This is a genomic window from Deinococcus actinosclerus, assembly GCF_001507665.1.
Taxonomy (GTDB): domain Bacteria; phylum Deinococcota; class Deinococci; order Deinococcales; family Deinococcaceae; genus Deinococcus; species Deinococcus actinosclerus.
Window position 1 is genome coordinate 2,433,043 of record NZ_CP013910.1, and the last position, 23,936, is coordinate 2,456,978.

A 23,936-nucleotide genomic window follows, 5' to 3' on the forward strand; every position below is an offset into this window, starting at 1 on the left:
GCGTGCAGCGTACACCGTCAGGGCTGCGGGCCCTCCCACACGCCGTCCCCGCGGGCGTCCATGGTGCCGGTGCGCAGCAGCTGCGCCTCGCCGTCCCCGAAGGGCGTGTGGGTGCAGGCCCAGGCCACGGCGGCCTCGATGTCGTACGGCACGGCGTGGAAGGTGACGGCCCACTGGCCGTTCGCGCGGTCCAGCAGCGTCCAGCGGGCGCGGGGGTCGCCGTCCACCTGATCGCTGACCGACCCGGCGTTCACGAGCAGCGTGTCCCCCACGCGGGTCGTCCCGGCGCGGTGGGTGTGCCCGCACAGCACGACCTCCGCGCCCAGCGGGTCCAGCGCCGCGCGCAGCTCACGCGGGTCGCGGGCCCGGTAGAATCCGCCGTGATCCCACACCCACAGCAGGCTGTGCCACGCGCTGTCCGGCGTGCCGTGGCAGGCCAGCAGCGCGCCGCCCAGCGCGCGGGCCGTCAGGGGCAGGGCCGCCACGCGCGCCAGCAGGGCCGGATCGGTGTGCTCGGCCAGCCACGCGCCGTAGTGCCGGGACAGGGCCGAGCGGCGCCCGCCGGGCCAGAGTTTCTCCTCGTTGTTGCCGCGCACCTCCAGCGCGCCCGCCGCGGCCAGTTCCGCCTGCATCTCCAGCGCGCGGGCGGGGTCGGCGCTCCCCTCGGCCTGATCGCCCAGGTTCACGATCAGGTCCGGGCCGGCGGCGCGCACCTCGCGCAGCGCCGCGTCCAGCGCGAAGGCGTTTCCGTGCACGTCACTGATCACCGCGACCCTCATCAGGGTGCAGGGTAGCGCGGCGCTACACTCCGCGCATGACCGTCCCGCCGCGCCCCCGCACGCCCGACGACCTGCCCGCGCTCGTGGCGGCCCTGCGCGCCGTGCACGAGCAGTCCGGGTACCCCTCCGCATGGCCGGATGATCCGGCGGCGTTCGTGTTGGGCCGCGGCGAGGCCTGGGTGGCGGAACACGCGGGCCGCGCGGCGGGGCAGGTCATGCTGGCGCCCCTGCCCGAACCGCGCCCGGTCTGGGCGGCGCCGCTGGGCCTGCCGGGCGAGATCCTGGAAGTCAAGCGGCTGTTCGTCAGTCCGGACGCGCAGGGGCTGGGGCTCGCGCGGGCGCTGCTGGCCCACGCGCTGCGCGAGTCGCGGGCGCGCGGGGCGTTCAGCGTCCTGCAGGTGAACGCGACCAGCCTGCCCGCCATCCGTCTGTACGAGCGCGAGGGCTGGCGGTTCCTGACGCGCGCGCAGGCCGCGTGGACGGACCCGGACGGCTCGCATCCCTGGGTGCGGGTCTACGCGCAGCCCACGCCTTGAGGCTCGCTTCAGAGATCAAGTGCCGTTCACGTGGCCCTGAGATTTCTCCGCCTCGCGGCTGCCACCCTGAAGGCATGCCAGACAAGGACGACAAGAACAGCGGGCACACCAGCCAGCCTCAGGACTACGACCGCAACAAGAAGGAAGTCCACGAGATCGAGCACGACAACGGGCCGTCCATGAAGAGCGCGAACGACCGCGAGGCCAACGCGCCCCGCAACAACGACAACGGCCTGAGTGACAAGGAACTCAAGGACCGCGAAGAAGCGCGCAGCGTGCCCTCCAGCAACGGCTGACCGCCAACCCAGCTGAACCCCCAAGCGAAGAGGGAGCCCCGACAGGGCTCCCTTTTCGCTGTGGGGGCGTACCCTGTCCGGGTGACTGACTCTCCTGTGCCTCCCCGCCCGAGCGTGGGGACGCTGCTGCTCGCGGCGCTGTTCGTCACGGCGGGCGCGCTGCACTTCGTGGCGCCTGCTCCCTTCGACCGGATCGTGCCTCCCTGGGTACCCCTGACGGCGCGGCAGGCGACCCTGATCAGCGGCGCGGCGGAACTCCTGGGCGGACTGGGCCTGCTGCTCCCGCGCACCCGCCCCGCCGCCCGCTGGGGCCTGCTGGCGCTGCTCGTGGCGGTCTTCCCCGCGAACGTCTGGATGGCGCAGGACCCCGGGCGATTCGGGGTCAGTCCGGCAGTCGCGTGGGGCCGCCTGCCCCTGCAACCGCTGCTGATGTGGGCGGTCTGGCGTGCGGGCCGGGCCCGGCTGGTCGGCGCTGACCCGCCGCGCTGAGCACGGCGCCCGGCCGGCGGGCGCCGGTCAGGGCCGGGCGAAGACCTGCGTCCAGTAGCGGGTGAACTTCGTGCCGGGGCGCTGCACGTAGCTCAGGCCCACCATCGTGAAGTCGCCCATGATGTTGCGGCAGTGGCCGGGGCTGCGCAGCCAGGCGTCCACCACCTCCTGCGGCGTCTGCTGCCCGGCGGCGATGTTCTCGGCGACGCTGATTGGGTTCATCCCGGCGGCCTGCACGCGCCGCAGGGGGCTGCTCCCGTCCAGCGCGCTGGTGTGATCGAAGTAGCCGTACAGTGCCATCCCCGCCGACTGGGCCTGGGCGGCGATGTCCAGGGTCGCGTTGCCCTTCAGGGGGGCAGGCCCGGACCGCCGGGGCGCTGGCTGTCACAGTTCCAGCCCTGCGCGCGCGCCTGATTGGTGAGGCGCAGCACCTCGCCGTCAAAGGGCAGGCTGGCGGTCAGGGGCGCGGCGGTCAGGGTCAGCTGGCGCTGCGTGGGTTGCCCGCTGCTGGTGACCGCCAGGGCCGCCGCCGTGTGCTGCCCCGGACTCAGTCGCGCCGGACCCGTGACGTCGCGGCCGTCGAGGATCAGGCGCGCCGGGCCGGGGCGGTAGAGCACGCTGCCCAGCTCACTCAGGCGGACGGTACCGTCGGCGGCGTGCAGGACGGTCAGCTCGGCGCGCTCGGCGCCACTCCCCCTCACGGTGATGGGCATCTCGCTGCGGCCGACCTCGCGCCCCTGACGGTCGAGCAGGGTGACCTTCACCTGATAGGTGTCCGGGCGGTAGTACGTGTGGGTGACCTGGTCGCCGGTGGCGGTGGCGCCGTCCCCGTACGCCCAGACGACCGTGTACCCGCCGGGCTGCGTGACCCGCAGCGTGACCGTCAGGGGCGCGAGGTGGTCGCTGCTCATGCTGGACCCCACGCGGAACAGTTCGGCCGGCTGCGCCTGCCCGGCCGCAGAGGCGACCAGCGACAACGCGACCATCGGGGCCAGCAGGGGACGTACACGGCGCATGCACAAAGATTAAGGGACGCTGAAGCCCAGCGGCTGTGAAATGCTCCTGAAGATCAGCCTGGCGTCAGCCTGCCCTGGGGCGTGAGGGGACGCACGTGGGTTTCCGCCTGACCGAAGGTCAGCGTGATCAGCAGGCCCCCGCCGGGCGCGTGCGTGAGCATCACGTCCCCGCCGTGCGCGCGGGCGTAGCGCCGCACCAGCGGCAGGCCCAGACCACTGCCGGGCGCGAGACTCTGCGGGCCACGCTCGTAGGGCAGGAACACGCGCCCGCGCAGCTCGTCACTCATGCCCGGCCCGTGATCGCGCACCTGCACGCGCGGCGCCCCCTGCGCGGCGTCCAGCGTGAGCTCCACGGCGCCCTGCGTGTACTTGACCGCGTTCTCCACAAGGTTCTCCAGCATCTGCCGCACACGGTTCGCGTCCACGGGCCACAGCAGCTGCTCCGGGGCCGTCACGTGGACGCGGCTGGACGAGAACCGCCGCACGAGTGCCGTCAGATCCGTCGGCTGCACGCGCAGCGTCACGTCCAGGTACAGGTCGTTCAGGCGGGTCAGGTCGGCCCGGCTGGCGAGCTGCGCGGCGCTGTCCTCGATCTGGGCCAGGAGCCGCTGACGCAGGGTCTCATCCGGCGCGGCCCGCAGGGCGTCCGCTGCCAGTAGCAGGGACTGAAGGGGGCGGCGCATCTCGTGACTGGCGAGGTTCAGGGCTTCACGCTGACGGTCCTCGCGCTGCTGCGCGCGGCGCTGCTCGGCACGCCACAGCAGCAGCGCGCGCAGGATCAAGACCAGGCTCAGCAACCCGGAAAAGACCGCGCTGCCGATCAGGGCGCGGCGAAGCTCGACGAAGGCCTTCTCGTAGGCAGCTCCCTGCGCGGCGCTGTAGTCCCGCACGAGGTTGTTCAGCGCGATCGCCTCGTTGATCGCCCGCTTCAGTCCGGCTGGCGTGCGCCGCTCCAGTCCGCGCTGCACGTTGAGCAGCCTGAACTCGTCGCTGGCCTCGATGCTGTCGAGCAGAACGAACTGCGACCGGTTGCTGGCGCTGCTCAACACCTGTTCGTACCACGCCGCGCGCTTCTCAGGGGTGACCTGCGGGTCCAGCAGCGCAATGCGGTACTGCAGCAGGTCCTGCACCAGCCCCTGATAGGCATAGGGGCTCAGGCCCTTCCCCCCGTGCAGCAGAACGGTATATGCCGGCTGGGTGGCCAGGAACAGCAGCGTCACGGTAGCGATCAGTGGCAGCAGGGCCAGCAGCAGTTCCCGCAGCAGGTCGCGCTGTGGCCGGGCCGGTTGGCCGCTCATTTCAGCGGGGCGATCCGCTCGGCGTACCACACCCAGGCGGCGCCGTATTCCGGGCCGTTCAGCCGCGCGGGCTGGGCGGGCAGCACGACGGTCAGCGGCCCCTTCTGCAGCGTCGTGATGGGTTGCCCGTCCGCACTGTAGGCGAGCATGATCGGTTCGTTCATGTAGTCGTCGGCGTGGATGGTCGTGAAGTACCCGTTCGCGGCGTATACCCGGAGGTCCTTGCCGGCGAAACCGCCCCGCGCGGCGAGGTCGCGCAGCGTGACGCCCTGGTAGGTGAAGGTCTGCTTGAGCTGGCGGTGCAGGATGGTGTAGCGCATGGCCGGCATGGCCTGCAACTGCCGTAGCGTGAGCTTGAGGGTGCCCGTCGTGCCGTCGAGGGCCAGCAGGGTCTTCTCGCCGGGCTTGCGGGCCGGGGTGGGCTGGGCGGCGCGGGCGTACGTGAAGGGCTTCCAGCTCGCGGGGGAGCCCCAGGTCTGCGCCGCAGCGATGTGGAGCAGCGCGGGGTGCAGCAGCAGGACGCTCAGGGCCACGCGGGCGGGGTGCAGCGGGGTCACGTCCCCGATTGTAGGGTTGGCCGGGCGGGTCCTCAACTAGCGGCGTTCGGGCCGGCGGCATGAGCGCCGAGTGAGCAGAGCCGTCCAGTTCTCTGATCGCGCGGTCAGGCTCAGGTCACGCCAGGGAGTCAGGCTGGGGGCATGAACGCGAAACTGTCCCTGACCCTGCTGAGTGCCGCCCTGGGCCTCGGCGCACCCGCACTGGCCGCCCCGACGCTGAGTGCGCAGAGCATCATCGTGAATCCGGTGCAGACCGATCTGGGCGTGAAGGTCTGGACCGACCGTGACAGCAGCGGCTCGGGCACGCCGGCCTACCGCCCTGGCGAGAAGATCAAGCTGTTCACCAGCGTGAACCAGGACGCGTACGTGTACCTGTTCAACGTCGATCCCCAGGGACAGGTGGATATGATCCTGCCCAACCGCTTCCAGGGGGGGGCTAACTTCCTGAAGGCCAACACCGTCAAGGCGTTCCCCAGCGCGGGTGATCCCTTCACGTTCGACATCGCCGCGCCGTATGGCGTGAACAAGGTGCTGGCGCTGGCCAGCCGCACGCCGCTGAATCTGGATCAGATCGCGTCGTTCAGGTCGCAGAATTCGTTCGCTTCGGTGAGTGTCTCCGGGCAGCAGGGGCTGGCGCAGGCGCTGAGCATCGTGGTGTCGCCGGTGCCGCAGACGAGCTGGGTGACGGACACGGCCTTCTACGCGGTGGCCGCGCCCACTGCGGCGGCGCCCCTGCGGACGGCGCCGGCCCCTGCGCCCGCTCCGGTGGCCTCGCAGCCCGCCCCCGCTCCTCGGACCGCGCAGGCCCTGTCCGTGACGGTGCAGCCCAGGAGCCCCTGGGGTGCGGCGCGCGAGTGGTCGGCCCTGGTCGAGAACCAGGCGGACCTGCGGGCGGTCCATGACCGGTACGCGGCGTACCTGCGGGCCGAGGGGTACACGCTGACGGAACTGAAGAGCAAGCCCAGCGAGGTCAAGAGCGAGTACCGCCGCGCGAATGGCGGGAAGGCCGAACTGACCGTGAAGCGCAAGGGCAACCGGATTGAGGTGAAGGTCGAGCGCCGCTGACCTTCCGGGGAAGAAGGCGGGCCGCTGGGTGACCAGCTGGCCCGCTTTCCCGTCTGGGTCAGGGACTGGTACAGGTGACGGAGATCACGCTGGCCACCCCTTCTCTCATGAGAGGCCGGATAAAGTGGCGGGCGCTCACAATGCAAGCAGACTTAGACGAGTTGTCTAAACAGATGCGGTTGTCTGAACCGGTCGCCCTCTTGCCCTGGCAGGCAGGGGGTCGTTTATGATTGGCAGGCACCAAAATTTCTGAAACCGGTTCCACGCCGTTGTGGAACCATTTTCTGGAGGTTTCTTATGAAACGTTCTGTTCTGGCCCGCACCAGCGCGGGCGCGCTCTCGGCTGCCCTTCTTCTTTCCGCCTGCTCCCCTGCCTCGACGCCTGCCCAGAATGGAACCGTTTCCAATTCGAAGCCTGTCAGTGCCCAGGCGATCAGCGGCACCAACATCGACGCCTGGCGGCAACAGGTCATCTACCTCGTCATGCCCGACCGCTTCTCGAATGGCAATACGGCCAACGACGGTCTCGGCCAGCCCAACTGCCTCGACACCGCCAACGCCACCAAATTCCACGGCGGCGACATCCAGGGCCTGCGCAACAAGCTGAGCTACATCCGTGACCTGGGCGCCACCACCGTCTGGACCACCCCCGTCTACAAGCAGGTGCCCATCGTCAACGGCAGCCAGTGCGGCTACCACGGCTACTGGCCTGACTACACCAACCCCAACGACACCGCCATCGAACCCAAGTTCGGCACGAGCGCCGACCTCACCGGCCTGATCAACGACCTGCACGCGGGCGGGCAGAAGTACATGATGGACATGGTCGTGAACCACGCCGGGTACGGCGCGCGGATCGTCAGCCAGAACCCCTCGTGGTTCCACAGCAACTGCACCGGCGACGAGGTGAACTGCCCCCTGGCGGGCCTCCCCGACTTCCGGCAGGAAGACAGCACCGTCGCCACGTACCTGACCAACCTGTCCAAGACCTGGACGAGCACCTACGCCATCGACGGCATCCGCATGGACACCGTCAAGCACGTCCCCACGACCTACTGGCAGACCTCCTGGGTGCCCGGCGTGCTCGCCGCCCGCCCCAACACCTTCCTGCTGGGCGAGGTCTTCGATTCCGGCGACCTGAACAAGCTCAAGACCTACCTCGACGCGGGCTTCGACTCCACCTTCAACTTCCCGCTGCGTCAGGCGATGGTGGATTCGGTCGGCAAGGGCGGCAGCCTGGACACCCTGGCGACCCGCATGCAGTCCACCCTGACCACCTTCGGCCTGGACCGCACCCTGCTGCAGGTCAACCTGCTCGACAACCACGACGTGCAGCGCTTCGTGAACGAACCCGGCAGCGCCGTGGCCGAAGCCGAGATCCGCGCCCGCTACAGTAGCGCCCTGGGCCTGCTGATGACCATGCCCGGCATCCCGCAGCTGTACTACGGCAACGAACTGGGCATGTACGGCGGCTCCGACCCCGACAACCGCCGCGACATGCCCAGCTGGGCCTGGACGGACACGGGCCGCAACGCCACGCAGGCGAACTTCGTGGCCGGCGGCGCGACCCCCAAGGTCACGTACGACCTCACCAAGAAGCTCATCGCCATCCGCAAGGGCAACGAGGCCCTCTGGAAGGGCAGCTACGCCGAGATGTGGCGACCCAACGGCGGGCAGAACGTGTACGCCTTCTACCGTGGCAGCGGCGCCAACCGCGTCGTCGTGCTCGTGAACACCTCGGCCAGCGCCGCCAGCGTCAACCTGGACATCCAGGGCAACACCGGCATCAGCGCGACCGACAAGAGCGCCCTGACGAACGGCACGGTCTTCAACGACCTGCTCGCCGAGGGGGCGCCCAGCAGCGCGACCGTCACCAACGGCAAGCTGCCGGTCACGATCCCGGCCGGGAAGATGGGCATCTACCGCGCCGGGGCGACCGGTACCGGCGGCACGGGCGGCACCGCCGTGCAGGTCACCTTCCAGGTGAGCGCCAGCACGTACTTCGGGCAGGACGTGTACCTCCTGGGGGACCGCGCCGAACTGGGCGCCTGGAACACCGCCTCCGCGCTGGCGATGACGCCCAGCGGCTGCTCGGGCAGCACCTGCACCTGGAAGACCACCGTCAGCCTGCCGCCCAGCGTCGCCGCGCAGTTCAAGTTCATCAAGAAACCCGGCGACAGCGGTGCCAGCGTCACCTATGAAGGCGGCAGCAACCGCACCCTGACCACGCCCGCCTCGGGCAGCACCACCTACAACGGCGGCAACTGGCAGTAAGCCCCACCCACACAGAGAGGAGGCGCCCGGGCATGTCCCGTGGCGCCTCCTCTCTGGGTAGCTTCAGCGCGACTGGAATTCCCAGGTGTCCTCGGCGGTCTTCAGGATCAGGGTGCCGCCCTGCACGCTCACGGTCGGGCGCTGCTCAAAGAACGTCTGGAAGTCCAGGGTGGGCTGATCGGGGCAGGCCATCTTCGTACCCATCAGCCCCCCGCTGAGTTCCACGCGGCCCGCGCGGATCACGTACGCGCCGCCCACGCTGTTGCAGCCGTCACTGCCCCCCAGCCGACCATCCTTGAAGCTCAGCGTGACCGGACGCAGGGTCTGCGGGGCGGGCTGCCCGTTCAGGCGCGTCAGGGTGTACGTGGCGGCCGGGTCGGGCAGGGCGCTGCCGGGGGTGGCCGGGACGGGCGCGCGGGTCAGGGTGAGCTGGCCGCTCTGGCCGCGCAGGATGAGTGTGGCGCCCTGCCGCTCAATGGTCAGTGGGGCGCGCAGCAGCCCGAGGAGGCGGTTCTCGGCCGCCCCCGCCGCGCCGGGGCAGAGCCGGCGGGTGGAGGCCACTCCGCCGAACACGACCTGCTGCCCGACCACGGCGCCGGAACCGGTCACGGTGTTACACCCGGTCAGTCCGGCGACCGTCACCTTCGCGCCGCTGAACGTGAAGCGCAGCAGCGCCTGCCCCCGCTCGGGGCCCGCGGGTCCCGGGGTCACGCGGGTCTGCCAGGTGCCGTCCAGGGAATCGGTGGGGGTGCCGGTCATCACGCCTCCGGTGCGGGTGAAGGTCAGGCGGCCCGCCCCGCCACTGAGAATCAGGGTGCCGCCGCTCAGGTCGTAGCGGGTGGTGGCGTTCAGGAGCCGCAGGTAGTCCTCGCGCAGGCTCAGGGCGGCGTCGGTGCAGCGGTCGCTGCTGCCGCCCTGCACGCCGCGCAGCACGAGCGCCTGCCCCTTCACGGCAGCCTGCCCGGTCAGGGGGCTGCACCCGGTACTGCCGGACACCGTCAGGGCGGCGCCGCTGCCCGTCAGCCGCAGGGTCGGGCGGGTCAGGGCCGCGCCCGGCGTGATGCTGGCCTGCCCGGTGGGTTGCAGGCTGCCCAGCGTCCAGGTGACGCTCTCTGCGGTGACCGGCGCGGCGCCCGGGGCCGAGGAGGGGGCAGCGGCCAGGGCCGCGAGGGTCAGGGTGGTCAGCAGGGCGCTCATGCTCTGGTTGTACACTGCCCAGCTGACCGGCGGGTGATGACGGGGAGGCGGGACGGCCGCGCCGGGCAGCGCGTAGAATGCCCCCAAACGCCCGTTAGGTTCCCTGACCCCTGCCCCGCGCAGGCGCCGCGGCCCGGCGGGCACCGGAGGAACCATGGAAGACCGCCGAATTCGAGTGCTGATCGCCAAACCCGGCATGGACGGCCATGACCGGGGCGCGAAGGTCGTGGCGCGCGCCCTGCGCGACGCGGGCATGGAAGTCATCTACACCGGCCTGCGCCAGACCGCCGAGATGATCGTGAACGCCGCCGTGCAGGAGGACGTGGACGCCATCGGCCTGAGCGTCCTGTCCGGCGCACACATGCATTACTTCCGCGAGGTGATGGGCCTGCTGCGTGAAAAGGGCGCGGGGGACATCATCGTGTTCGGGGGCGGCATCATCCCCGATCAGGACCTGCCCACCCTGCAGGAACTGGGTGTGGGGCGCGTGTTCACGCCGGGTGCGAGCACGGAGGATGCCGCGACGTACCTGCGCGGCGCCGTGCAGGCCCGCTGGCAGGCGCAGGGCGAGGCATGACCCCGGCTCCCTTGACCGCAGTTACCCAGCGTGAGTGACGCCGCCCGCCCCGCCGCGCTGAGCGGGGCCGCGCGGCTGGCGCCGCTGTACGTGGCGCAGGCGCTGGCGACCGGGGCGACGACCGTCAGCACGGTGCTGGCGAGCCTGATCATGTCGGGGCTGGGCAGCGAGGCGCTGGCGGGGCTGCCCAGCACGCTGATCCAGGCCTCGGCGGCCACGTCGGCGGGGCTGTTCGGGGCGCTGATGCTGCGCCGGGGCCGCCGGCCGGGCCTGAGCCTGGCGTTCGCGCTGGGCACCGTGGGGTCACTGGTGGGCTTCCTGGGGGCGCGCGCGGGTGTCACGCCACTGTTCCTGGCCGGCGCGATGCTGATGGGCGCGGCGCAGGGAGGGTACCAGCAGGCCCGTTACGCCGCCGCCGAGAGCGTCCCGGAGGCGCGGCGCGGCGCGGCGCTGGGGGCGCTGATGCTCATGAGCGTGCTGGGCTCGTTCGTGATGACCGGCTTCGCGCACCCCATCGAGCGGCTGGGGGCGACGCTGGGCGCCACGCCGGAGGTCACGGGCTGGCTGGTGGGCGGCGCGCTGCTGGGCGTGGCCGCCCTGCTGATCCTGTCCTGGCAGCCCCTGAGCGGCCCGGCCGTAGCGAAGCGAGAGCGCCTGCCCCTGGCGGCGGCCTTCCGGATTCCCGGGGTGAAGTCCACGGCGCTGGCGGTGGCGACCGCGCAGGGCCTGATGGTCACCCTGATGAGCCTCACGCCGCTGCGCGCGCATCACATGGGCATGGATCACGCGCAGGTGGCCGCGCTGATCAGCGGGCACATCCTGGGCATGTTCGGCTTCGGCTGGCTGACCGGGCCGCTGATTGACCGGCTGGGGCTGCGCTTCGGGTACGTGAGCGGCGCGCTGCTCCTCGCGGCGGCGGCCCTGACGGCGCCCCTGACCGGTCAGGCGTGGCTGGCGGCCAGCATGTTCCTGCTGGGCCTGGGCTGGAATCTGGCCTTCGTGGCAGGCAGCAAGGCCCTGACGCGCTTCCCAGCGGCGCAGGGCGTGACCGACGCGCTGGGGTACGTCGCAGCCGGGCTGGGCACGCTGCTGGGCGGCGCGGTGATCGCGCGGGCCGGCTTTCCGGCGCTGGCGATCACCTGCGCGGTGCTGGCGGCGCTCCCCCTGGTCAGCGCGTGGCGCGCCCGACCCGCCCGGTCCTGAAACACGAAGGGGGGCACCGGGGACGCGAATCCCGGTGCCCCCTCCCCTTCTCCGGTTCTGGGGCCTGCCCCGGATCAGGGATTCGCGGCGCTGACAAAGGTGTCGTCGCCCGGCGTGGTGCTGCCGCGCCCGCCGTTCTGGTCGTAGCGCACACCGCTGTTCATGACGGTGGTGGCCCCGCCCAGGGTGTTCGCGGCGCTGACCGCCCCGGCCGGCGCGAAGGACTTGCTCCAGAGGTACCAGCGGGGCGCGACGCTGTGCTTGCGGGCCACGCCGCTGGCGGGGTTCAGGTCGAAGACGTACTCGGGGAAGATCTCGGTGCGGCTGACGAACTTCGCCATGCCAGTGTTGTTGTCGCCGCCCAGGTCGTTCACGCGGCTGGACTTGATCCACTCGACCGCCACGCCCTGCCCCTTGAGGGTCTGCGCGATGCGGGCGCTGCGCGCGGCGGGGTTCACGTCGGGGCTCAGGAAGGCGTAGCTGTTGCCGTACCCGGCGCTGGCGGGCGTCCAGTACGGGTCCGCCAGCACCACGCGCCTGGGCCGCTTGGCGGCGCTCAGGCCGGTGTCGGCGTAGGCCTTCTCGGTCATGGCGAGGGCCATCTGCGCGCCCAGCGAGTGGCCCATGACCCGCACGCCCTCGGTCCCCGCGTAGGTCCACTGGCTCAGGGCACTCTTGTACGCCGTGTAGAACAGCTGCCCGGCGCTGACGGTGGGCATCCCGGCCGTGGAGTACGTGCCGCCCGGGGTGCGGTAGCGCATGTTGATGCTCTGGGTGCGGCCGTAGGTGTCCTGGTAGGTGTAGGTGGGCGTCCAGATCTTCGCCTGCGAGTGGTACGGCGCGCCCGCCGTGCCCTCGTCATCGGCGAGCTGCGTCCACTGGTACAGGGCGACGTTCCACCCGGCGTCGATCCAGGCGTCGGCGACGTTGCGGCTGGCCTCGCTGAAGTAGAAGTTGTCGCGCACGCCCGCGACCGTACTGCCGTTCTGCCAGCCGTGCACGAAGACCATCACGGGCTTGGTGGGGTCGTAGTAGCCGGTCATGGCGGCGCCGTCCGCGCGGGCCTTGCAGCCCACGCCGCCCAGCGCGCCGCTCTCACCCTTGCTGTACCAGTACAGGCCGGTGTCGAGCCCACTCTGGCCGTACGGGAGGGCGAGCTGGGTGGGGCAGGCAGCGGCCTGGGCGCGCAGCGTGCCGGCGGTGCCCCCCCTGGCGGCCTCGGCGACGAGGGCGGCGCTGAAGCCGTCAGGCAGGCCGGCCTGGGCCGTCTCGGCGCTGGTCTGGGTGGGGGCGGCGGGGCTGCCGCAGGCGGCGAGCAGGGCGGGCAGCAGGAACGGCAGGGCAGCAGAACGTCGGATCATGATGGGCCTCCGGGCAGGACAGGGCGCCGGAAACCGGTTTCCGGCAGGGGGGTGGATTGTGTGTGCGACGCCCACCCTATCCCCACCGCCCCGCGAAAAAAAAGTCCTCCCGGTTCAAAAATTGACCCGGTCCAATCGACCGGGCTGCCACCGCGAGTCCATTCCATACAGCGTCGCCGCCCGGCGCCGACAAAAGAGCGCCGGGACTTCCTGTCGGAAGTCCCGGCCTGATCTGGCGGAACGGGAGGGATTCGAACCCTCGATAAGCTTGCACCTATACACGCTTTCCAGGCGTGCTCCTTCAACCACTCGGACACCGTTCCAGCGCACAGCAGAGTAGCGGCTTCGCGGGGGAAGTGCAAGCGACCCGCCCAGCCGCGCGCCCCACCCCCCCGGCACCTTCACCGTCAACCCGCTGTAAGGGCGGTGCCCTATCATGGCAACGTGACCCTTTTTGCCGTGCTGACGGTTCTGTGCTCGTACCTGTTCGGAGCGATCCCCGCCGCCGCGTGGGTGGCCCGCCTGCGGGGCGTGGACATCCGCACGGTCGGCAGCGGCAACAGCGGCGCCACGAACGTCCAGCGCGCCCTGGGCAACGGACCCGGCCTGGCGGTCGCCATCTTCGACATCATGAAAGGCGCACTGGCTGTCCTGGCCGCGTACGGGCTGGACCTGGGCCTGCCCGTCATGGCGGCGTGCGGCGTGGCCGCCGTGATCGGCCATAACTTCAGTCCGTTCCTGCGCTTCCGGGGCGGCAAGGGCGTCGCCACCACCTTCGGCGCGGTCGCCGCGCTGCTGCCGGTCGCGGGCCTCGCCTTCTTCGTGCTCTTCATGGCCACCGTGTGGCTCACGCGCTTCGTGTCCGCCGGGAGCATCCTGGCCTCCATCGCGGCGGCCTTCACGGCCTTCCTGGTCGGGCCCGGGTGGCTGGGCGCGGTCGTGACCGCCCTGGCCGCGCTGCTGATCTGGCAGCACCGGGATAACGTGGGCCGCCTGACCGCCGGCAACGAACGGCGCTTCGGCCAGAAGGTCTGACCTGACCCCAAATGCAGAAGGGGCAGGCGCCGCCCACCGCCGCGCCTGCCCCTTCTGCATTTGCGTGCGCTGTACGCTATGCTGTCCGCGTCCCACAATCCACCCCTTCCCTCTTCAGCCCGCGCGGGCGGGCCCGACCCATCCCAGAGGACCACATGACGGCCAGGATTCGCGTGTACGGCAAGGAAGCCACCTTCACCCAGGGCCACTGGGCCTGCGACGACGAGAGCCTCCAGGCGATGCTCCAGGCGCTGGCCGACCCGCGCGCCGTCACCGAGGAACAGGAACGCACGCACGCCCTGTACGCCGCCGGGCGCCTGGGCGGCCTGATCGCCACCGAGTACGGCTGGGAGGCCGCGCCGCACCCCGAGGCGGAGATCAAGATGGAGGACTTCGCCCCGGCGCGGCAGCCGGAACGCGCCGGGTGGCTGAGCTTCCTGCGCCGCCGCAAGTAAGCGCCGCCCAGTCCGCCGGAGGCCACGGTCCCTTCACGCTAGGCAGGCGACCTTGACCCCCAGAGGGGCAGCCCCTACGCTGGGGCGCATGAACGTCATGACCACCATTACCCCGTGAGGGCGGTGTCGATTGACAGCCGCCCCGCGAGACACGCCGGGCGGTTTTTTCATTCAAGGAGACGAGCATGCGCGTAGCGATTGTCGGAGCGACCGGAGCGGTGGGGCACGAACTTCTCAAGGTGCTGGAGAGCAGCAGCCTCCAGTTCGACGAACTGCTCCTCTATGCCAGCCCGCGCAGCGCGGGCACGCAGCTGACCTTCAAGGGCCAGCCCCTGACCGTGCAGGTCACGCCCGAGGGCGCCATCGACGCGGACGTGATCCTCGCGTCGGCGGGCGGCAGCATCAGCAAGGCCCTCGCGCCCAAGTGGGTGGAGGGCGGCGCGGTCGTGATCGACAACAGCAGCGCCTTCCGCTACGACGCCGACGTCCCCCTGGTCGTGCCCGAGGTGAACGGCGACGCCGCGCTGGCCCACAAGGGCATCATCGCGAACCCGAACTGCACGACCGCGATCGCCGTGGTCGCCGTGGCGCCCATTCACCGCGCGTACGGCGTGAAACGCATGATCGTAAGCACGTATCAGGCCACCAGCGGCGCGGGTGCCAAGGGCATGGAGGAACTGCTGGAGCAGACTCGCGCCGAACTGAACGGCGAGCAGGCGCAGGCGAGTGTGTTCGCGCACCCCATCCCGTTCAACGTCATCCCGCACATCGACTCCTTCCAGGACAACGGGTACACCAAGGAGGAAATGAAGGTCGCGTGGGAGACCCGCAAGATCATCGGGGACGACAGCCTGAAGATCAGCTGCACCGCCGTGCGTATCCCCACCCTGCGCACCCACAGCGAGGCGATCACCCTGGAACTGGAACGCCCCGCCACGCCCGACGCCGTGCGTGACCTGCTGGCCGGGGCGGCCGGGGTCGAGGTGCGCGACAACCCGGGGGGCAAGCTGTACCCCATGCCCCTGACCGCCAGCGGCAAGTACGACGTCGAGGTGGGCCGCATCCGCGAGTCCCTGGTGTTCGACGGCGGCATCGACCTGTTCGTCGCAGGCGACCAGCTCCTGAAGGGCGCGGCGCTGAACGCCGTGCAGATCGCCGAGTACCTCCAGCAGAAAGGCGCGCTGAAAGCCAGACAGCGGGCATAAGCGGCAGCCGGGGAGGTGGGGTGTGGGCACTGGACCTGCATCCCACCTCCCCTGTTGCTGTCCCGCCTGCCTCCTGGCGCGCCGCATCTGCGCTTGACCGTCCCCGGACTCGCGTTTAGTCTGGGCGGCATGAGCGTGCAGATCTCCCCCACCATCCGGATCGGTGCGGGCCTGCCCGTGCTCCCGCCACCCTCCGGGGTGTGACATGAACTGTGGTTGAGGGCTCTGCTCAACCCGAGCGGACTTCAAAAGCTGCGCAGCAGAGCGAGAAACAGAAAGGACGTGCAGCCGGAGATGGAGGAGCATTCCGGCGCAGTTTCCGGAATGCACCGGAGTCGGAGGCGGTCCGTCCGACGCTGCCACTTCTGGAGTTTGCCGCCCGGCCCTGAGCTGGGCGTGCCGTCACATCGCATCAGTCCGACCTCGCCTGCTGTCGCGCGGCGCGGGTCGTGATCCCCGAGGGGGGCACCGCATGAAATTGAGTGAGAGTCTGTTCCGGACGTGGCGGGAGACGCCGGAGGGCGCGGAGACGCGCGGGGTGCAGTTCCTGTTGCGGGCGGGGTACGTGCGGCGGGTGGGGAGCGGCCTGTACGCGCACCTGCCGCTGATGACCCGCGTGATGGGGCGGCTGGAGGCCCTGATCCGTGAGGAGCTGGAGGGCGTGTCGCAGGAGGTGAGCTTCCCGGTGCTCCAGCCGCGGGCGCTGTGGGAGGCGTCGGGGCGCTGGGAAACGTACACCCAGGCGGAGGGGATCATGTTCACGGTGACGGACCGCTCGGGGCGGGCGCACGCGCTGGGCCCGACGCACGAGGAGGTCGCGCTGGACGTGGTGGGCGGGCTGGTGCGCAGTTACCGGGATCTGCCGGTCAGCGTGTACCAGTTCGGCCGGAAGTTCCGGGACGAGCTGCGCCCGCGCTTCGGGCTGCTGCGCACGCGGGAGTTCGTGATGAAGGACGCGTACTCCTTCCACGCGGACCCGGCGAGCCTGGAGGAGCACTTCAAGGCGATGAGCGGCGTGTACGGGCGGGTGCTGTCGCGGCTGGGCGTGGCGTGGCGGGCAGTGCAGGCCGACAGCGGGAACATCGGCGGGGCCGAGAGCCGCGAGTTCATGGTCCTGAGTGACGTGGGCGAGGACGAGGTGCTGTTCACCCCGGACGGCCGGTACGCGGCGAACGCCGAGCGGGCCATGTCGCGGGCGTATGTGGCGGCCCCGAGTCCGTTCACGGGGTTCGCGCGGCAGCACACGCCGGGCACGGCAACGGTCGCCGAAGCGTGCGCGGCGCTGGGCTGCGACGCGGCGCACATGCTGAAGAACGTCCTGTACGACGCCGTGTTCCTGCGGGCGGGGCGGCGGGTCCTGCGGCCGGTGCTCGTCAGTCTGCGCGGGGATCACAGCGTGAACCCGGTGAAACTGTGGAACGCCGTGCAGGCCCGTGTGGACGGGGACCTGATCGGGTTGGATGTGGCGCAGCCGGGCGCCTGGGCGGCGGGGGCGCTGCCGCTGGGGTACCTCGCGCCGGACCTGCCGGACACCGCCATCGCCGCGCGGGAGGACGTGGAGGGGACGTTCCTGCGGCTGTGCGACCCGGCGGGCGCGGCGCTGCGGGACTTCACGACCGGCGCGAACGACACCGACTGGCACGTCACGGGCGCGAACTGGGGCACGCAGTACGACCTACCGGAAGAGGTGGACGTGCGGCAGGCCCGCGCGGGCGAGGCGGCGCTGCACGACGCTACGCAGATCCTGCAGTCGGCGCGGGGGATCGAGGTGGGGCACGTCTTCCAGCTGGGTACGCGGTACTCGGCGGCGATGAACGCGACGTTCACGGCGGCGGACGGCAGCGAGCGGCCGTTCCAGATGGGCTGCTACGGGATCGGCGTGTCGCGGCTGGCGCAGGCCGTCGCGGAGGGGCTGTCCGACGAGCGGGGGCTGGTCTGGCCGGACGCCCTTGCACCGTTCCACGCGCACCTGATCGTGGTGGACATCCGCCATGAGGCGCAGCAGGCGGCCGCGCGGACCCTGTACGCCGCGCTGCGCGCCGCCCGGCTGGCCCCGCTGCTGGACGACCGGGACGAACGCGCCGGGGCGAAGTTCGCGGACGCGGACCTGCTGGGCATCCCGTACCGGGTGACGCTGGGCCGCACCCTCGACCGCGGCGAGGTCGAGGTGAAGGACCGCCGCAGCGGCGAGACGCTCACCCTCCCACTGGCGGAGGTCGCGGGCTGGCTGCGCGCCCGCTTCGCCTGAAAGGACCGGGTGCCCGCCACGTCCTCACCGGGAGGCGTGGCGGGCACCTGGCCTCAGGATCTTACTTCCGGCGCCTGGCGGCCTTCGCGGCTTCCTTCGCCGCCTTCTGGTCGGCCTTCTGCTTCTCGGCCAGTTCGCGGCCCATGTCCTCCATGAGCTGCGCGCCCTGGGCGTCCACCGTGCGCTGGAGTTCCAGCAGGGTCGTGGCGACCATGTTGTGCAGCACGCGCTCCACGGGTCCCCGCACCCACTTGTAGCGCACGCGGCCGTTCACGGTCAGGGTCACCTCGGTGCCGCCGGGCATGGGCTTGAACACCCAGCCCTGCGTGAGCTTCTCCAGCGGCCCGACGTGCCGCACGCTCTCCCAGCCGCCGCGCTGCGGGGCCTGAAGCTGCCCGTACTTCGCGGTGAAGCCCAGACCCAGCAGGCGGCGCGTGAACTTGAAGCGCACCAGGGCGTTGTTCGCGAGGCGGCCGCCCTCGCCCTCGTAATCAGCGGACGCGAGGTTCGGGTCCCATTTCGCGCGGCGTTTCGGTTCCAGCGCGAGGCGGTACAGGACGTCCGGGCGGGCACGGACCACGATCGTCTGCTTGATATTGATGGACTCCGACATGCTAACCGCCACTGTAGCGCGTTCCCGGTCAGGCGCGCGTCCCGCTCGCTGGCCGCGCGGCCATGATCAGTGCAGGTAGTCCCGCGCGGGCAGATGCGTGACCCGCAGGTTGAACCGCTCGGCGGCCCCCACGCCCGCCAGACGCCCCAGGTCCACCCGCGCCGTCCGGTACTGTTCCGCCGTCCACTGCCACTTGTAGAACGCCTGATAGAAACCCATGACCTCGGCCCCCACGTCCAGGGTGTCCGCCGTGTTCACGAACACCTCCGGGTAAGGACTGGCGGGCGCGAAGTACTGGTAAAAGCGCACCGGCTCCCGCCACGCGTCCAGTCGGCGCACGTCCTCGCCACTCTCGGGCGCGGCGTCCCCGCTGAGGTCCGGCGCGGGCGGCATCGCCACGCCCCCCGCCTCGTTGATGATCTTCGGGATGCGCGCCAGCGTGATCGCATCGAACGCGATCTTCGCCGTCATCCGGTGATCCGGGTGCGGGTGATCGTCACTCCAGGTGATCACCGCGTTCGGCCGGAACTGCGCGTACAGCCGCGCCAGTTGCAGGGCCTCGGCGCGGCCGCCCGTCATGCGGCTGTCCCCCATGTCGAAGAAGTGGTACCGCGCCCCGATCCGCTGGGCGACCCACGCGCCGTGCTCCCGGCGCACGCGGGTCACCTCCTCGTGCGAGGTGTCCCCGAACTGACTGGCGAGTTCCCCCAGCGTCGTCCAGACCAGCAGCACCTCGTCCCCGCGCGCCGCGTGCTTCGCCAGCGTCCCGATGCACCCGATCTCGTCGTCCGGGTGCGCAAACACAGCCATGATCCGCATGCGGGCAGCATACCCCGGTGCCTTCCCGCTTCACCCAGCGTCTTACTTTAAAAAGCGGATGCTGAGGGGATAGTGGTACGCCTGCCCCGCGCTGACCCGCACCACCGCCAGGATCATGAACACGAACGGCACCACGCTGACGATCAGCAGCACCGGCAGGAAGAACAGGAAGAACGCCCCGAACGACCCCAGGAACGCGAACGCCCCCACGTCCGGCGCGCCCGCCGCCGCCCCCACCGCGCCGCCCAGCAGGCCCAGGCTGAACAGCACGAACGCCAGCACCCCCAGCACCAGCGAGTACAGCCACCAGCTGAGCTGGAAGTTCAGCGCCTCCTTGCCCTGCTCGTCCAGCGCGCGGCTGCGGTCCCGGAACGCCAGCCACGCCACGAGCGGCCCCAGCAGGTTCCCCAGCGTGGGAATCAGGAACCCCGCCAGCGGCGACAGGTGCGTGACGATCGCAGGCGTACGGTCCGGTTCAGGAATGGTCAGGGGCGAGCGGATCATGCTTGACAGTACGGGCTGCCCATCCCTACAGTTCCCAGGATGTCGCGTCCGCACCGCCCCCAATCTGCCGCGCAGAAAGCGCAGGCCGCCGCGCGCGACCGCCTGCCCATCAAGGCCGGCATCCAGCCAGACGCGCCCATCACCGGGGAGAACGTCGAACTGTACAGCGACGGCGCGTGCGACACCCAGGCCGGACACGGCGGCTGGGCCACCATCCTCAACTACAAGGGTAAGGAACTCGTCCTGAGCGGCCACGAGGAAGGCACCACCAACAACCGCATGGAACTGCGCGGCCTCCTCGAAGGCCTGAAGGTCCTCAAACGGCCCTGTCAGGTGCGGGTCGTCACGGACAGCCAGTACCTGCGCAAGGCCTTCACGGACGGCTGGATCCTCAAATGGCAGCGCAACGGTTGGAAGACCGCCGGCGGCGACCCCGTGAAGAACCAGGACCTGTGGGAGGAACTGATCGCGCAGGCCAAGACGCACGCCCTGACGTTCGTCTGGGTCAAGGGGCACGCCGGGCACGGCGAGAACGAACGCGTGGACGAACTCGCCGTGCAGGAGCGCAAGAAACTCCGCCGGAAGTAAATCGGGATGGACCCCCTGCACCTCTGGCCTGAGCCGCTGCGAGCGCAGACCTGGACGGGTGACGCGGGCGACCTGACGGCGCTGGCCGACGACGTGGATACCCTGCTGGCGGCGTGCGGTCGCGAGGTGACCCGTGAGCACATCCCACGTGTCACGGCCGAGGCGCGGCGACTGGCCCGGCACTTCCGTGTGCCAGAGGGGGCGGCGGCGCAGGCGGCCCTGCTGCACGACCTGGGCGGGATCGTGCCGCGTGGGGAGATGGTGCCGCTGTGCAGGGCATTGGGCATCCCGATCTATCCGGAGGAACGGCAGGTGCCGATGCTGCTGCATGCCCAGTTGAGTGTCGTGCTGGCGCGGGAGCGGTATGGAGTCACAGACGAAGGGGTTTTGCAGGCCATCCGGTACCACACGACCCTCCACGCCGCCCCGAACCCACTGGATCTGGTGGTGTTCCTGGCGGACAAGCTGGAGTGGGATCAGGGAGGGGCGCCGCCCTACCAAGCGGCGCTGCGGCGGGCGTTGCGGGACGGACTGGAAGCAGGCGCGACATGGATGCTGCGCTGGATGGCGTCCCCGGAAGCGCGGCTGCTGGTGCCGCACCCCGACCTGCGGGCTGCCTGGGCCGCGTTCGGCGTCACCGCGCGGGGGTGATCACGCCGGCCGGCTGAGCGTGCAGCGGTAGCGGCGGTCCCAGGGGCTGGGAATTTCCTGAACGCTGAAGCCGCTGCGGCGGTAGAAGCCGGCGGCGTCCCCGTCGGTGTCGGCGGTCAGGGTGCGGAGGTCCAGGGTGTCCATCAGCGCGTGCAGGAGGGCGCGGGCGTGACCCTGCCGGGCGTGGTCGGGGTGCGTGACGATGTGCCGGACGGTGGCGTGTGTTCCCTGGGTGGTCAGTCCGGCGGCGCAGACGACCTGCCCGGCGACCTCCCAGGTGTGCAGCTGCCAGCCGGGGTCGGTGCGATAGGGCTGGAGGCCAGTCTGGATGCGCGCCGGGTCGGGGAACATGGCGCGGGCAAGCAGGGCGTCCGTGTCGGGGGTGGGGGTGGCGTGCAGGCGCAGCATGGGGTCAGGGTAGGGCAGGTCATCTGGCGCATGTGCGGCGCGCGGGGGCGGGCCTACGCTGGGCGCATGACGTCCCCTGTTTCCCCCACTCCCCTGTCGCCGCCGGACGGGTGGCGGACGTTCCTGTGGCTGTGGGGGTCGCAGGCGCTGAGTGTCATCGGGTCGGCGGTGGCGGGGTTCGCGTTCAACATCTACCTGACGCAGACGCGCTTTCCGCTGGCGGAGCAGAAGCCGCAGCTGGCGGCGGCGCTGTCGCTGACCGCCCTGGCGTGGGCGCTGACGGCGACGCTGCTGGCCCCACTGGCGGGCGTGTGGACTGACCGGCACGACCGGCGGCGGATCATGCTGGCGTGCGACCTGGCGGGGGTCGCGTTGACGCTGGGGACGCTGCTGCTGGTGGGTTCGGCGGCCACGCCGCTGTGGGCGCTGGTCGCCCTGACGGCGCTGATGGGGGCGGTGTCCACCTTCCACGGGTCGGCGTTCGACGCGAGCTACACGAGTCTGGTGCCACGCGAGCGGCTGCCGCGCGCCAACGGGATGATGCAGACGGTCTGGAGTCTGGCGGGGTTGGTGGGTCCGGCGGCGGCGGCGCTGCTGATCGGCGTGCCCGCCCTGCTGCGCCAGAGCGGGAGTGGTCCGGCGTGGCTCTCGGGCCTGCGCGACGGGGTGCCGTTCGCGTACGCGGTGGACGCGGTGACGTTCCTGGTGGCCGTGCTGATCCTCTCGCGGTTGCGGGTGCCGTCGCCCGCGCGGCGGGAGGGGGCGGCGCGCGGCAGCCTGCTGGCGGACATGCGCTTCGGGTGGGTGTTCATCGGGCAGCGGCGGCCCCTGCTGGCGCTGCTGCTCACCTTCGCCGTGGCCAACCTCTGCACGAGCAACCTGGGCGTGCTGGAGCCGCTGATCGCGAAGTTCGGCCTTCAGGGCGACTGGTCCGCGCGGGGCGGCACCCTCCAGGGGACACTGGCGACCCTGGCGGTCGTGCAGAGCGTGGGTGGCGTGCTGGGGGGCGTGCTGATCAGCACCTGGGGCGGCCTGAAGCGGCAGCGGGTGCTGGGCGTGCTGGTGCCCATGATCGTCTCGGGGCTGGGGTTCGCGGCGTTCGGCGCGGCAGGCACCGTGCTGGGTGCGGCGGCGGCCCTGCTCGTCATGGGGCTGACCTTCCCGGCGATGAACGCGCACTCGCAGAGCATCTGGCAGTCGCAGGTGCCGCCCGAGTTGCAGGGCCGGGTGTTCAGCGTCCGCCGCCTGATCGCGCAGTTCACGTCCCCGGCCAGCAGCGCCCTGGCTGGCCTCCTGGCCGCGCGGTACGCGCCGGGGGCCGTGGCGGTCGCGGCGGGCCTGACCCTGGCGGCCGTGGCGGCCCTGCAACTCCTGAACCCGGCGTTGCGACGCGTGGAGGACCCCGCGCTGTCCGCGCACGCGCCCACCGGGGCGGACTGACCGGCCTCTCCCCTGTCCCCTCCGGCCGTCTGGGCGGGAGGGGGGCCTGCTTTACTCGTCGTCGGTGCGGGGGCGGGAGCCCTTGCGCCAGCGGCGGCCCGGTTCGACCTGCACGTCCCCCTTCACCGGCGCGGCGATGTGGGCGCGCGCGCCGATCACGGCCACGCCGCCCGGCCCGCCGTCCACGTGGGCCGCGATGACGGCTTCCTCGTCCACGATGGCGCGGCGCAAGCGCGCCCCGGCGCGGATGGTCGCGTCACGCAGGATCACGGCGTCCTCGACGACCGCCCCGGCCTCCACCGTCACGCCGGGGGACAGCACCGAGCGGATCACGCGGCCCTGCACGTGGCAACCGTACGACACGAGGCTGTCCTCCACCTGCGCGCCCTGCGCGATGCGGGCAGGCATGCGCGGGATGCTGCTGCTCAGGACCGGCCACTCGGGGGTGTCCAGGCGCACCGAGCGGCCCGCGAGCAGGTCCTGGTGCGCGCGGAAGTACGCGCCGGGCAGGCCCACGTCCAGCCAGTAGCCGTCCAGGGGGTAGGCGTGCGCCGATTTCGCCTTCACGAAGGCGGGGATCAACGCGTGCCCGAAGTCCCCCAGGCCCTGCCCGGCGGGTGTCCCGGCGCGCAGGTCGTCCAGGGTGCGCAGCAGCGCCGGGGCGTCGTACACGAAGACCTCGGTGGTGATGGGTCCCCCCAGCGGCTCGCCGGGCTTGTAGGCGAAGCGTTTCACGCGTCCGCCCTTCGTGACCTGCACGTTCCCGAAGCGGCTGGCGTCCTCCCCGGCGGGCAGGTCGGTGGTGACCATCGTGACGGCCGCCCCGACCTTCAGGTGGTGGCGGATCACCTCGGCGTAATCCAGGGTGTACACGTGGTCGGCGGACAGCACCACCACCACGTCCGGCGCGTACGAGCGGATCAGGTGCCGGTTGGCATGCAGGGCGTCCGCGTTCCCGGCGCCTTCCAGCGCGCCGGTCAGGGTGTCGGGGCTGGGGGGCAGCACCTCCAGCCCGCCGTAGGTGCGGTCCAGGTCCCAGGGGCGGCCGTTCGTCAGGTGGTCGTTCAGGGTGTGCAGCTGGTATTCCTCCAGCACCCATACGTCCGGCAGGCCGCTGTGCATGCAGTTGCTCAGCGCGAAGTCGATCAGTCGGTACGTCCCGCCGAAGGTCAGGGCGGGCTTGGCACGCTCCTGGGTCAGGACGCCCAGCCGCTCGCCCTTTCCCCCGGCGAGAATCAGGACGAGGACTTTCCTGCCTTCCACGCGGGTGCCGCGCCCGGCGGGAAGGCTGCTGAGACTGCGGGAGGAGAACCGTGCCATCT

General features: G+C 71.1%; 26 protein-coding genes and 1 tRNA gene. 14 read left to right on the plus strand and 13 right to left on the minus strand.

Annotation, left to right across the window (positions count from 1 at the left end; all coding sequences use genetic code 11):
• Nucleotides 1-17 precede the first annotated feature (17 nt).
• Nucleotides 18-779 carry a metallophosphoesterase family protein gene (locus AUC44_RS11780; protein WP_062158865.1) on the minus strand — a complete coding sequence of 254 codons (762 nt, stop codon included), beginning with the start codon at nt 777-779 and terminating at the stop codon, nt 18-20.
• Between the two features lie 35 nt (nt 780-814).
• On the opposite strand from AUC44_RS11780, the gene AUC44_RS11785 reads away from it, so the two are divergent.
• The 3 genes from AUC44_RS11785 (at nt 815) to AUC44_RS11795 (ending at nt 2,100) form a co-directional block, all read left to right on the plus strand.
• On the plus strand, nt 815-1,315 hold the full coding sequence (locus AUC44_RS11785) for a GNAT family N-acetyltransferase (protein WP_062158867.1): 501 nt from the start codon (nt 815-817) through the stop codon (nt 1,313-1,315).
• A gap of 74 nt (nt 1,316-1,389) precedes the next feature.
• Nucleotides 1,390-1,611, plus strand: a complete 222-nt coding sequence (locus tag AUC44_RS11790; protein ID WP_062158869.1) for a hypothetical protein — start codon at nt 1,390-1,392, stop codon at nt 1,609-1,611.
• An 81-nt stretch (nt 1,612-1,692) separates the two neighbouring features.
• Nucleotides 1,693-2,100, plus strand: coding sequence for a DoxX family protein (locus AUC44_RS11795; RefSeq protein WP_062158871.1), 408 nt, complete (start codon nt 1,693-1,695; stop codon nt 2,098-2,100).
• Between the two features lie 27 nt (nt 2,101-2,127).
• On the opposite strand, the gene AUC44_RS16585 is transcribed toward AUC44_RS11795, so the two are convergent.
• The 4 genes from AUC44_RS16585 to AUC44_RS11810 are packed head-to-tail and all read right to left on the minus strand — an operon-like array spanning nt 2,128 to nt 4,971.
• Nucleotides 2,128-2,451 (minus strand): CAP domain-containing protein, encoded by a 324-nt coding sequence (locus AUC44_RS16585; protein WP_157445338.1) that lies wholly within the window; start codon nt 2,449-2,451, stop codon nt 2,128-2,130.
• Nucleotides 2,448-3,116, minus strand: a complete 669-nt coding sequence (locus tag AUC44_RS11800; protein ID WP_157445339.1) for a PKD domain-containing protein — start codon at nt 3,114-3,116, stop codon at nt 2,448-2,450. Before AUC44_RS11800 ends, AUC44_RS16585 begins: the two co-directional genes overlap by 4 nt.
• 53 nt (nt 3,117-3,169) lie before the next feature.
• The gene (locus AUC44_RS11805; RefSeq protein WP_062158873.1) at nt 3,170-4,414 is read right to left on the minus strand and encodes a sensor histidine kinase; all 1,245 of its coding nucleotides are present in this window, start codon (nt 4,412-4,414) and stop codon (nt 3,170-3,172) included.
• Complete coding sequence (locus AUC44_RS11810) at nt 4,411-4,971, minus strand: molybdopterin-dependent oxidoreductase (RefSeq protein WP_231724431.1); 561 nt, start codon at nt 4,969-4,971, stop codon at nt 4,411-4,413. Before AUC44_RS11810 ends, AUC44_RS11805 begins: the two co-directional genes overlap by 4 nt.
• A gap of 141 nt (nt 4,972-5,112) precedes the next feature.
• Between AUC44_RS11810 and AUC44_RS11815 the strand changes: the two genes are divergently transcribed.
• Both AUC44_RS11815 and AUC44_RS11820 read left to right on the plus strand, forming a co-directional pair.
• The gene (locus tag AUC44_RS11815; protein WP_062158875.1) at nt 5,113-6,036 is read left to right on the plus strand and encodes a DUF4384 domain-containing protein; all 924 of its coding nucleotides are present in this window, start codon (nt 5,113-5,115) and stop codon (nt 6,034-6,036) included.
• A 297-nt stretch (nt 6,037-6,333) separates the two neighbouring features.
• The gene (locus AUC44_RS11820; protein ID WP_082689049.1) at nt 6,334-8,310 is read left to right on the plus strand and encodes an alpha-amylase family glycosyl hydrolase; all 1,977 of its coding nucleotides are present in this window, start codon (nt 6,334-6,336) and stop codon (nt 8,308-8,310) included.
• Between the two features lie 63 nt (nt 8,311-8,373).
• Here the strand turns inward: AUC44_RS11820 and AUC44_RS11825 are convergent, their stop codons facing one another.
• Nucleotides 8,374-9,507 carry an META domain-containing protein gene (locus AUC44_RS11825; RefSeq protein WP_062158877.1) on the minus strand — a complete coding sequence of 378 codons (1,134 nt, stop codon included), beginning with the start codon at nt 9,505-9,507 and terminating at the stop codon, nt 8,374-8,376.
• A 154-nt stretch (nt 9,508-9,661) separates the two neighbouring features.
• Here AUC44_RS11825 and AUC44_RS11830 point away from each other — a divergent pair, with 154 nt between their 5' ends.
• Nucleotides 9,662-10,084 (plus strand): cobalamin B12-binding domain-containing protein, encoded by a 423-nt coding sequence (locus AUC44_RS11830; RefSeq protein ID WP_058977707.1) that lies wholly within the window; start codon nt 9,662-9,664, stop codon nt 10,082-10,084.
• A gap of 30 nt (nt 10,085-10,114) precedes the next feature.
• A complete protein-coding gene (locus tag AUC44_RS11835) occupies nt 10,115-11,287 on the plus strand; it encodes an MFS transporter (protein WP_062158879.1) in 1,173 nt (390 codons plus the stop codon).
• 74 nt (nt 11,288-11,361) lie between these two features.
• On the opposite strand, the gene AUC44_RS11840 is transcribed toward AUC44_RS11835, so the two are convergent.
• Entirely contained in the window at nt 11,362-12,648 is a 1,287-nt protein-coding gene (locus AUC44_RS11840; RefSeq protein ID WP_062158881.1) for a hypothetical protein, read from the minus strand.
• Nucleotides 12,649-12,881: 233 nt separating this feature from the next.
• A tRNA-Ser gene (locus AUC44_RS11845) sits at nt 12,882-12,971 on the minus strand.
• A gap of 121 nt (nt 12,972-13,092) precedes the next feature.
• Here AUC44_RS11845 and plsY point away from each other — a divergent pair.
• The 4 genes from plsY (at nt 13,093) to AUC44_RS11865 (ending at nt 17,591) form a co-directional block, all read left to right on the plus strand.
• Nucleotides 13,093-13,683: a glycerol-3-phosphate 1-O-acyltransferase PlsY gene (gene plsY / locus AUC44_RS11850; RefSeq protein WP_062158883.1), complete on the plus strand. Its 591-nt coding sequence runs from the start codon at nt 13,093-13,095 to the stop codon at nt 13,681-13,683.
• A 155-nt stretch (nt 13,684-13,838) separates the two neighbouring features.
• A complete protein-coding gene (locus AUC44_RS11855) occupies nt 13,839-14,138 on the plus strand; it encodes a hypothetical protein (protein ID WP_062158885.1) in 300 nt (99 codons plus the stop codon).
• Between the two features lie 185 nt (nt 14,139-14,323).
• Entirely contained in the window at nt 14,324-15,343 is a 1,020-nt protein-coding gene (locus tag AUC44_RS11860) for an aspartate-semialdehyde dehydrogenase (RefSeq protein WP_062158887.1), read from the plus strand.
• 472 nt (nt 15,344-15,815) lie between these two features.
• Nucleotides 15,816-17,591 (plus strand): proline--tRNA ligase, encoded by a 1,776-nt coding sequence (locus tag AUC44_RS11865; protein WP_062158889.1) that lies wholly within the window; start codon nt 15,816-15,818, stop codon nt 17,589-17,591.
• Nucleotides 17,592-17,652: 61 nt separating this feature from the next.
• Here the strand turns inward: AUC44_RS11865 and AUC44_RS11870 are convergent, their stop codons facing one another.
• From AUC44_RS11870 to AUC44_RS11880, 3 genes are all read right to left on the minus strand, one after another.
• Nucleotides 17,653-18,204 (minus strand): SRPBCC family protein, encoded by a 552-nt coding sequence (locus AUC44_RS11870; RefSeq protein ID WP_062158891.1) that lies wholly within the window; start codon nt 18,202-18,204, stop codon nt 17,653-17,655.
• Between the two features lie 66 nt (nt 18,205-18,270).
• Nucleotides 18,271-19,023 carry a PIG-L deacetylase family protein gene (locus tag AUC44_RS11875; RefSeq protein WP_062158893.1) on the minus strand — a complete coding sequence of 251 codons (753 nt, stop codon included), beginning with the start codon at nt 19,021-19,023 and terminating at the stop codon, nt 18,271-18,273.
• 42 nt (nt 19,024-19,065) lie between these two features.
• Nucleotides 19,066-19,527 (minus strand): DUF4870 domain-containing protein, encoded by a 462-nt coding sequence (locus AUC44_RS11880; protein ID WP_062158895.1) that lies wholly within the window; start codon nt 19,525-19,527, stop codon nt 19,066-19,068.
• Between the two features lie 39 nt (nt 19,528-19,566).
• Here AUC44_RS11880 and rnhA point away from each other — a divergent pair, with 39 nt between their 5' ends.
• Both rnhA and yqeK read left to right on the plus strand, forming a co-directional pair.
• Nucleotides 19,567-20,115, plus strand: a complete 549-nt coding sequence (gene rnhA, locus AUC44_RS11885; protein ID WP_062158897.1) for a ribonuclease HI — start codon at nt 19,567-19,569, stop codon at nt 20,113-20,115.
• A gap of 6 nt (nt 20,116-20,121) precedes the next feature.
• Nucleotides 20,122-20,766 carry a bis(5'-nucleosyl)-tetraphosphatase (symmetrical) YqeK gene (yqeK, locus tag AUC44_RS11890; RefSeq protein ID WP_062158899.1) on the plus strand — a complete coding sequence of 215 codons (645 nt, stop codon included), beginning with the start codon at nt 20,122-20,124 and terminating at the stop codon, nt 20,764-20,766.
• Here yqeK and AUC44_RS11895 read toward each other — a convergent pair whose 3' ends face one another.
• Complete coding sequence (locus AUC44_RS11895) at nt 20,767-21,174, minus strand: GNAT family N-acetyltransferase (RefSeq protein ID WP_062158901.1); 408 nt, start codon at nt 21,172-21,174, stop codon at nt 20,767-20,769. It abuts the gene before it with no gap.
• Between the two features lie 66 nt (nt 21,175-21,240).
• Between AUC44_RS11895 and AUC44_RS11900 the strand changes: the two genes are divergently transcribed.
• Nucleotides 21,241-22,614 carry an MFS transporter gene (locus tag AUC44_RS11900; protein WP_062158903.1) on the plus strand — a complete coding sequence of 458 codons (1,374 nt, stop codon included), beginning with the start codon at nt 21,241-21,243 and terminating at the stop codon, nt 22,612-22,614.
• A 51-nt stretch (nt 22,615-22,665) separates the two neighbouring features.
• Here AUC44_RS11900 and AUC44_RS11905 read toward each other — a convergent pair whose 3' ends face one another.
• Nucleotides 22,666-23,934, minus strand: a complete 1,269-nt coding sequence (locus tag AUC44_RS11905) for a glucose-1-phosphate adenylyltransferase family protein (RefSeq protein WP_062158905.1) — start codon at nt 23,932-23,934, stop codon at nt 22,666-22,668.
• Nucleotides 23,935-23,936: the final 2 nt, after the last annotated feature.

Bases quoted from the DNA above. Each gene is read 5' to 3' on its own strand.
- AUC44_RS11780 (WP_062158865.1), bottom strand. From the start codon at position 779: ATGAGGGTCGCGGTGATCAGTGACGTGCACGGAAACGCCTTCGCGCTG.
- AUC44_RS11785 (WP_062158867.1), top strand. From the start codon at position 815: ATGACCGTCCCGCCGCGCCCCCGCACGCCCGACGACCTGCCCGCGCTC.
- AUC44_RS11790 (WP_062158869.1), top strand. From the start codon at position 1,390: ATGCCAGACAAGGACGACAAGAACAGCGGGCACACCAGCCAGCCTCAG.
- AUC44_RS11800 (WP_157445339.1), bottom strand. From the start codon at position 3,116: ATGCGCCGTGTACGTCCCCTGCTGGCCCCGATGGTCGCGTTGTCGCTG.
- AUC44_RS11805 (WP_062158873.1), bottom strand. From the start codon at position 4,414: ATGAGCGGCCAACCGGCCCGGCCACAGCGCGACCTGCTGCGGGAACTG.
- AUC44_RS11815 (WP_062158875.1), top strand. From the start codon at position 5,113: ATGAACGCGAAACTGTCCCTGACCCTGCTGAGTGCCGCCCTGGGCCTC.
- AUC44_RS11820 (WP_082689049.1), top strand. From the start codon at position 6,334: ATGAAACGTTCTGTTCTGGCCCGCACCAGCGCGGGCGCGCTCTCGGCT.
- AUC44_RS11825 (WP_062158877.1), bottom strand. From the start codon at position 9,507: ATGAGCGCCCTGCTGACCACCCTGACCCTCGCGGCCCTGGCCGCTGCC.
- AUC44_RS11830 (WP_058977707.1), top strand. From the start codon at position 9,662: ATGGAAGACCGCCGAATTCGAGTGCTGATCGCCAAACCCGGCATGGAC.
- AUC44_RS11840 (WP_062158881.1), bottom strand. From the start codon at position 12,648: ATGATCCGACGTTCTGCTGCCCTGCCGTTCCTGCTGCCCGCCCTGCTC.
- AUC44_RS11855 (WP_062158885.1), top strand. From the start codon at position 13,839: ATGACGGCCAGGATTCGCGTGTACGGCAAGGAAGCCACCTTCACCCAG.
- AUC44_RS11860 (WP_062158887.1), top strand. From the start codon at position 14,324: ATGCGCGTAGCGATTGTCGGAGCGACCGGAGCGGTGGGGCACGAACTT.
- AUC44_RS11865 (WP_062158889.1), top strand. From the start codon at position 15,816: ATGAAATTGAGTGAGAGTCTGTTCCGGACGTGGCGGGAGACGCCGGAG.
- AUC44_RS11870 (WP_062158891.1), bottom strand. From the start codon at position 18,204: ATGTCGGAGTCCATCAATATCAAGCAGACGATCGTGGTCCGTGCCCGC.
- AUC44_RS11875 (WP_062158893.1), bottom strand. From the start codon at position 19,023: ATGCGGATCATGGCTGTGTTTGCGCACCCGGACGACGAGATCGGGTGC.
- AUC44_RS11880 (WP_062158895.1), bottom strand. From the start codon at position 19,527: ATGATCCGCTCGCCCCTGACCATTCCTGAACCGGACCGTACGCCTGCG.
- rnhA (WP_062158897.1), top strand. From the start codon at position 19,567: ATGTCGCGTCCGCACCGCCCCCAATCTGCCGCGCAGAAAGCGCAGGCC.
- yqeK (WP_062158899.1), top strand. From the start codon at position 20,122: ATGGACCCCCTGCACCTCTGGCCTGAGCCGCTGCGAGCGCAGACCTGG.
- AUC44_RS11895 (WP_062158901.1), bottom strand. From the start codon at position 21,174: ATGCTGCGCCTGCACGCCACCCCCACCCCCGACACGGACGCCCTGCTT.
- AUC44_RS11900 (WP_062158903.1), top strand. From the start codon at position 21,241: ATGACGTCCCCTGTTTCCCCCACTCCCCTGTCGCCGCCGGACGGGTGG.
- AUC44_RS11905 (WP_062158905.1), bottom strand. From the start codon at position 23,934: ATGGCACGGTTCTCCTCCCGCAGTCTCAGCAGCCTTCCCGCCGGGCGC.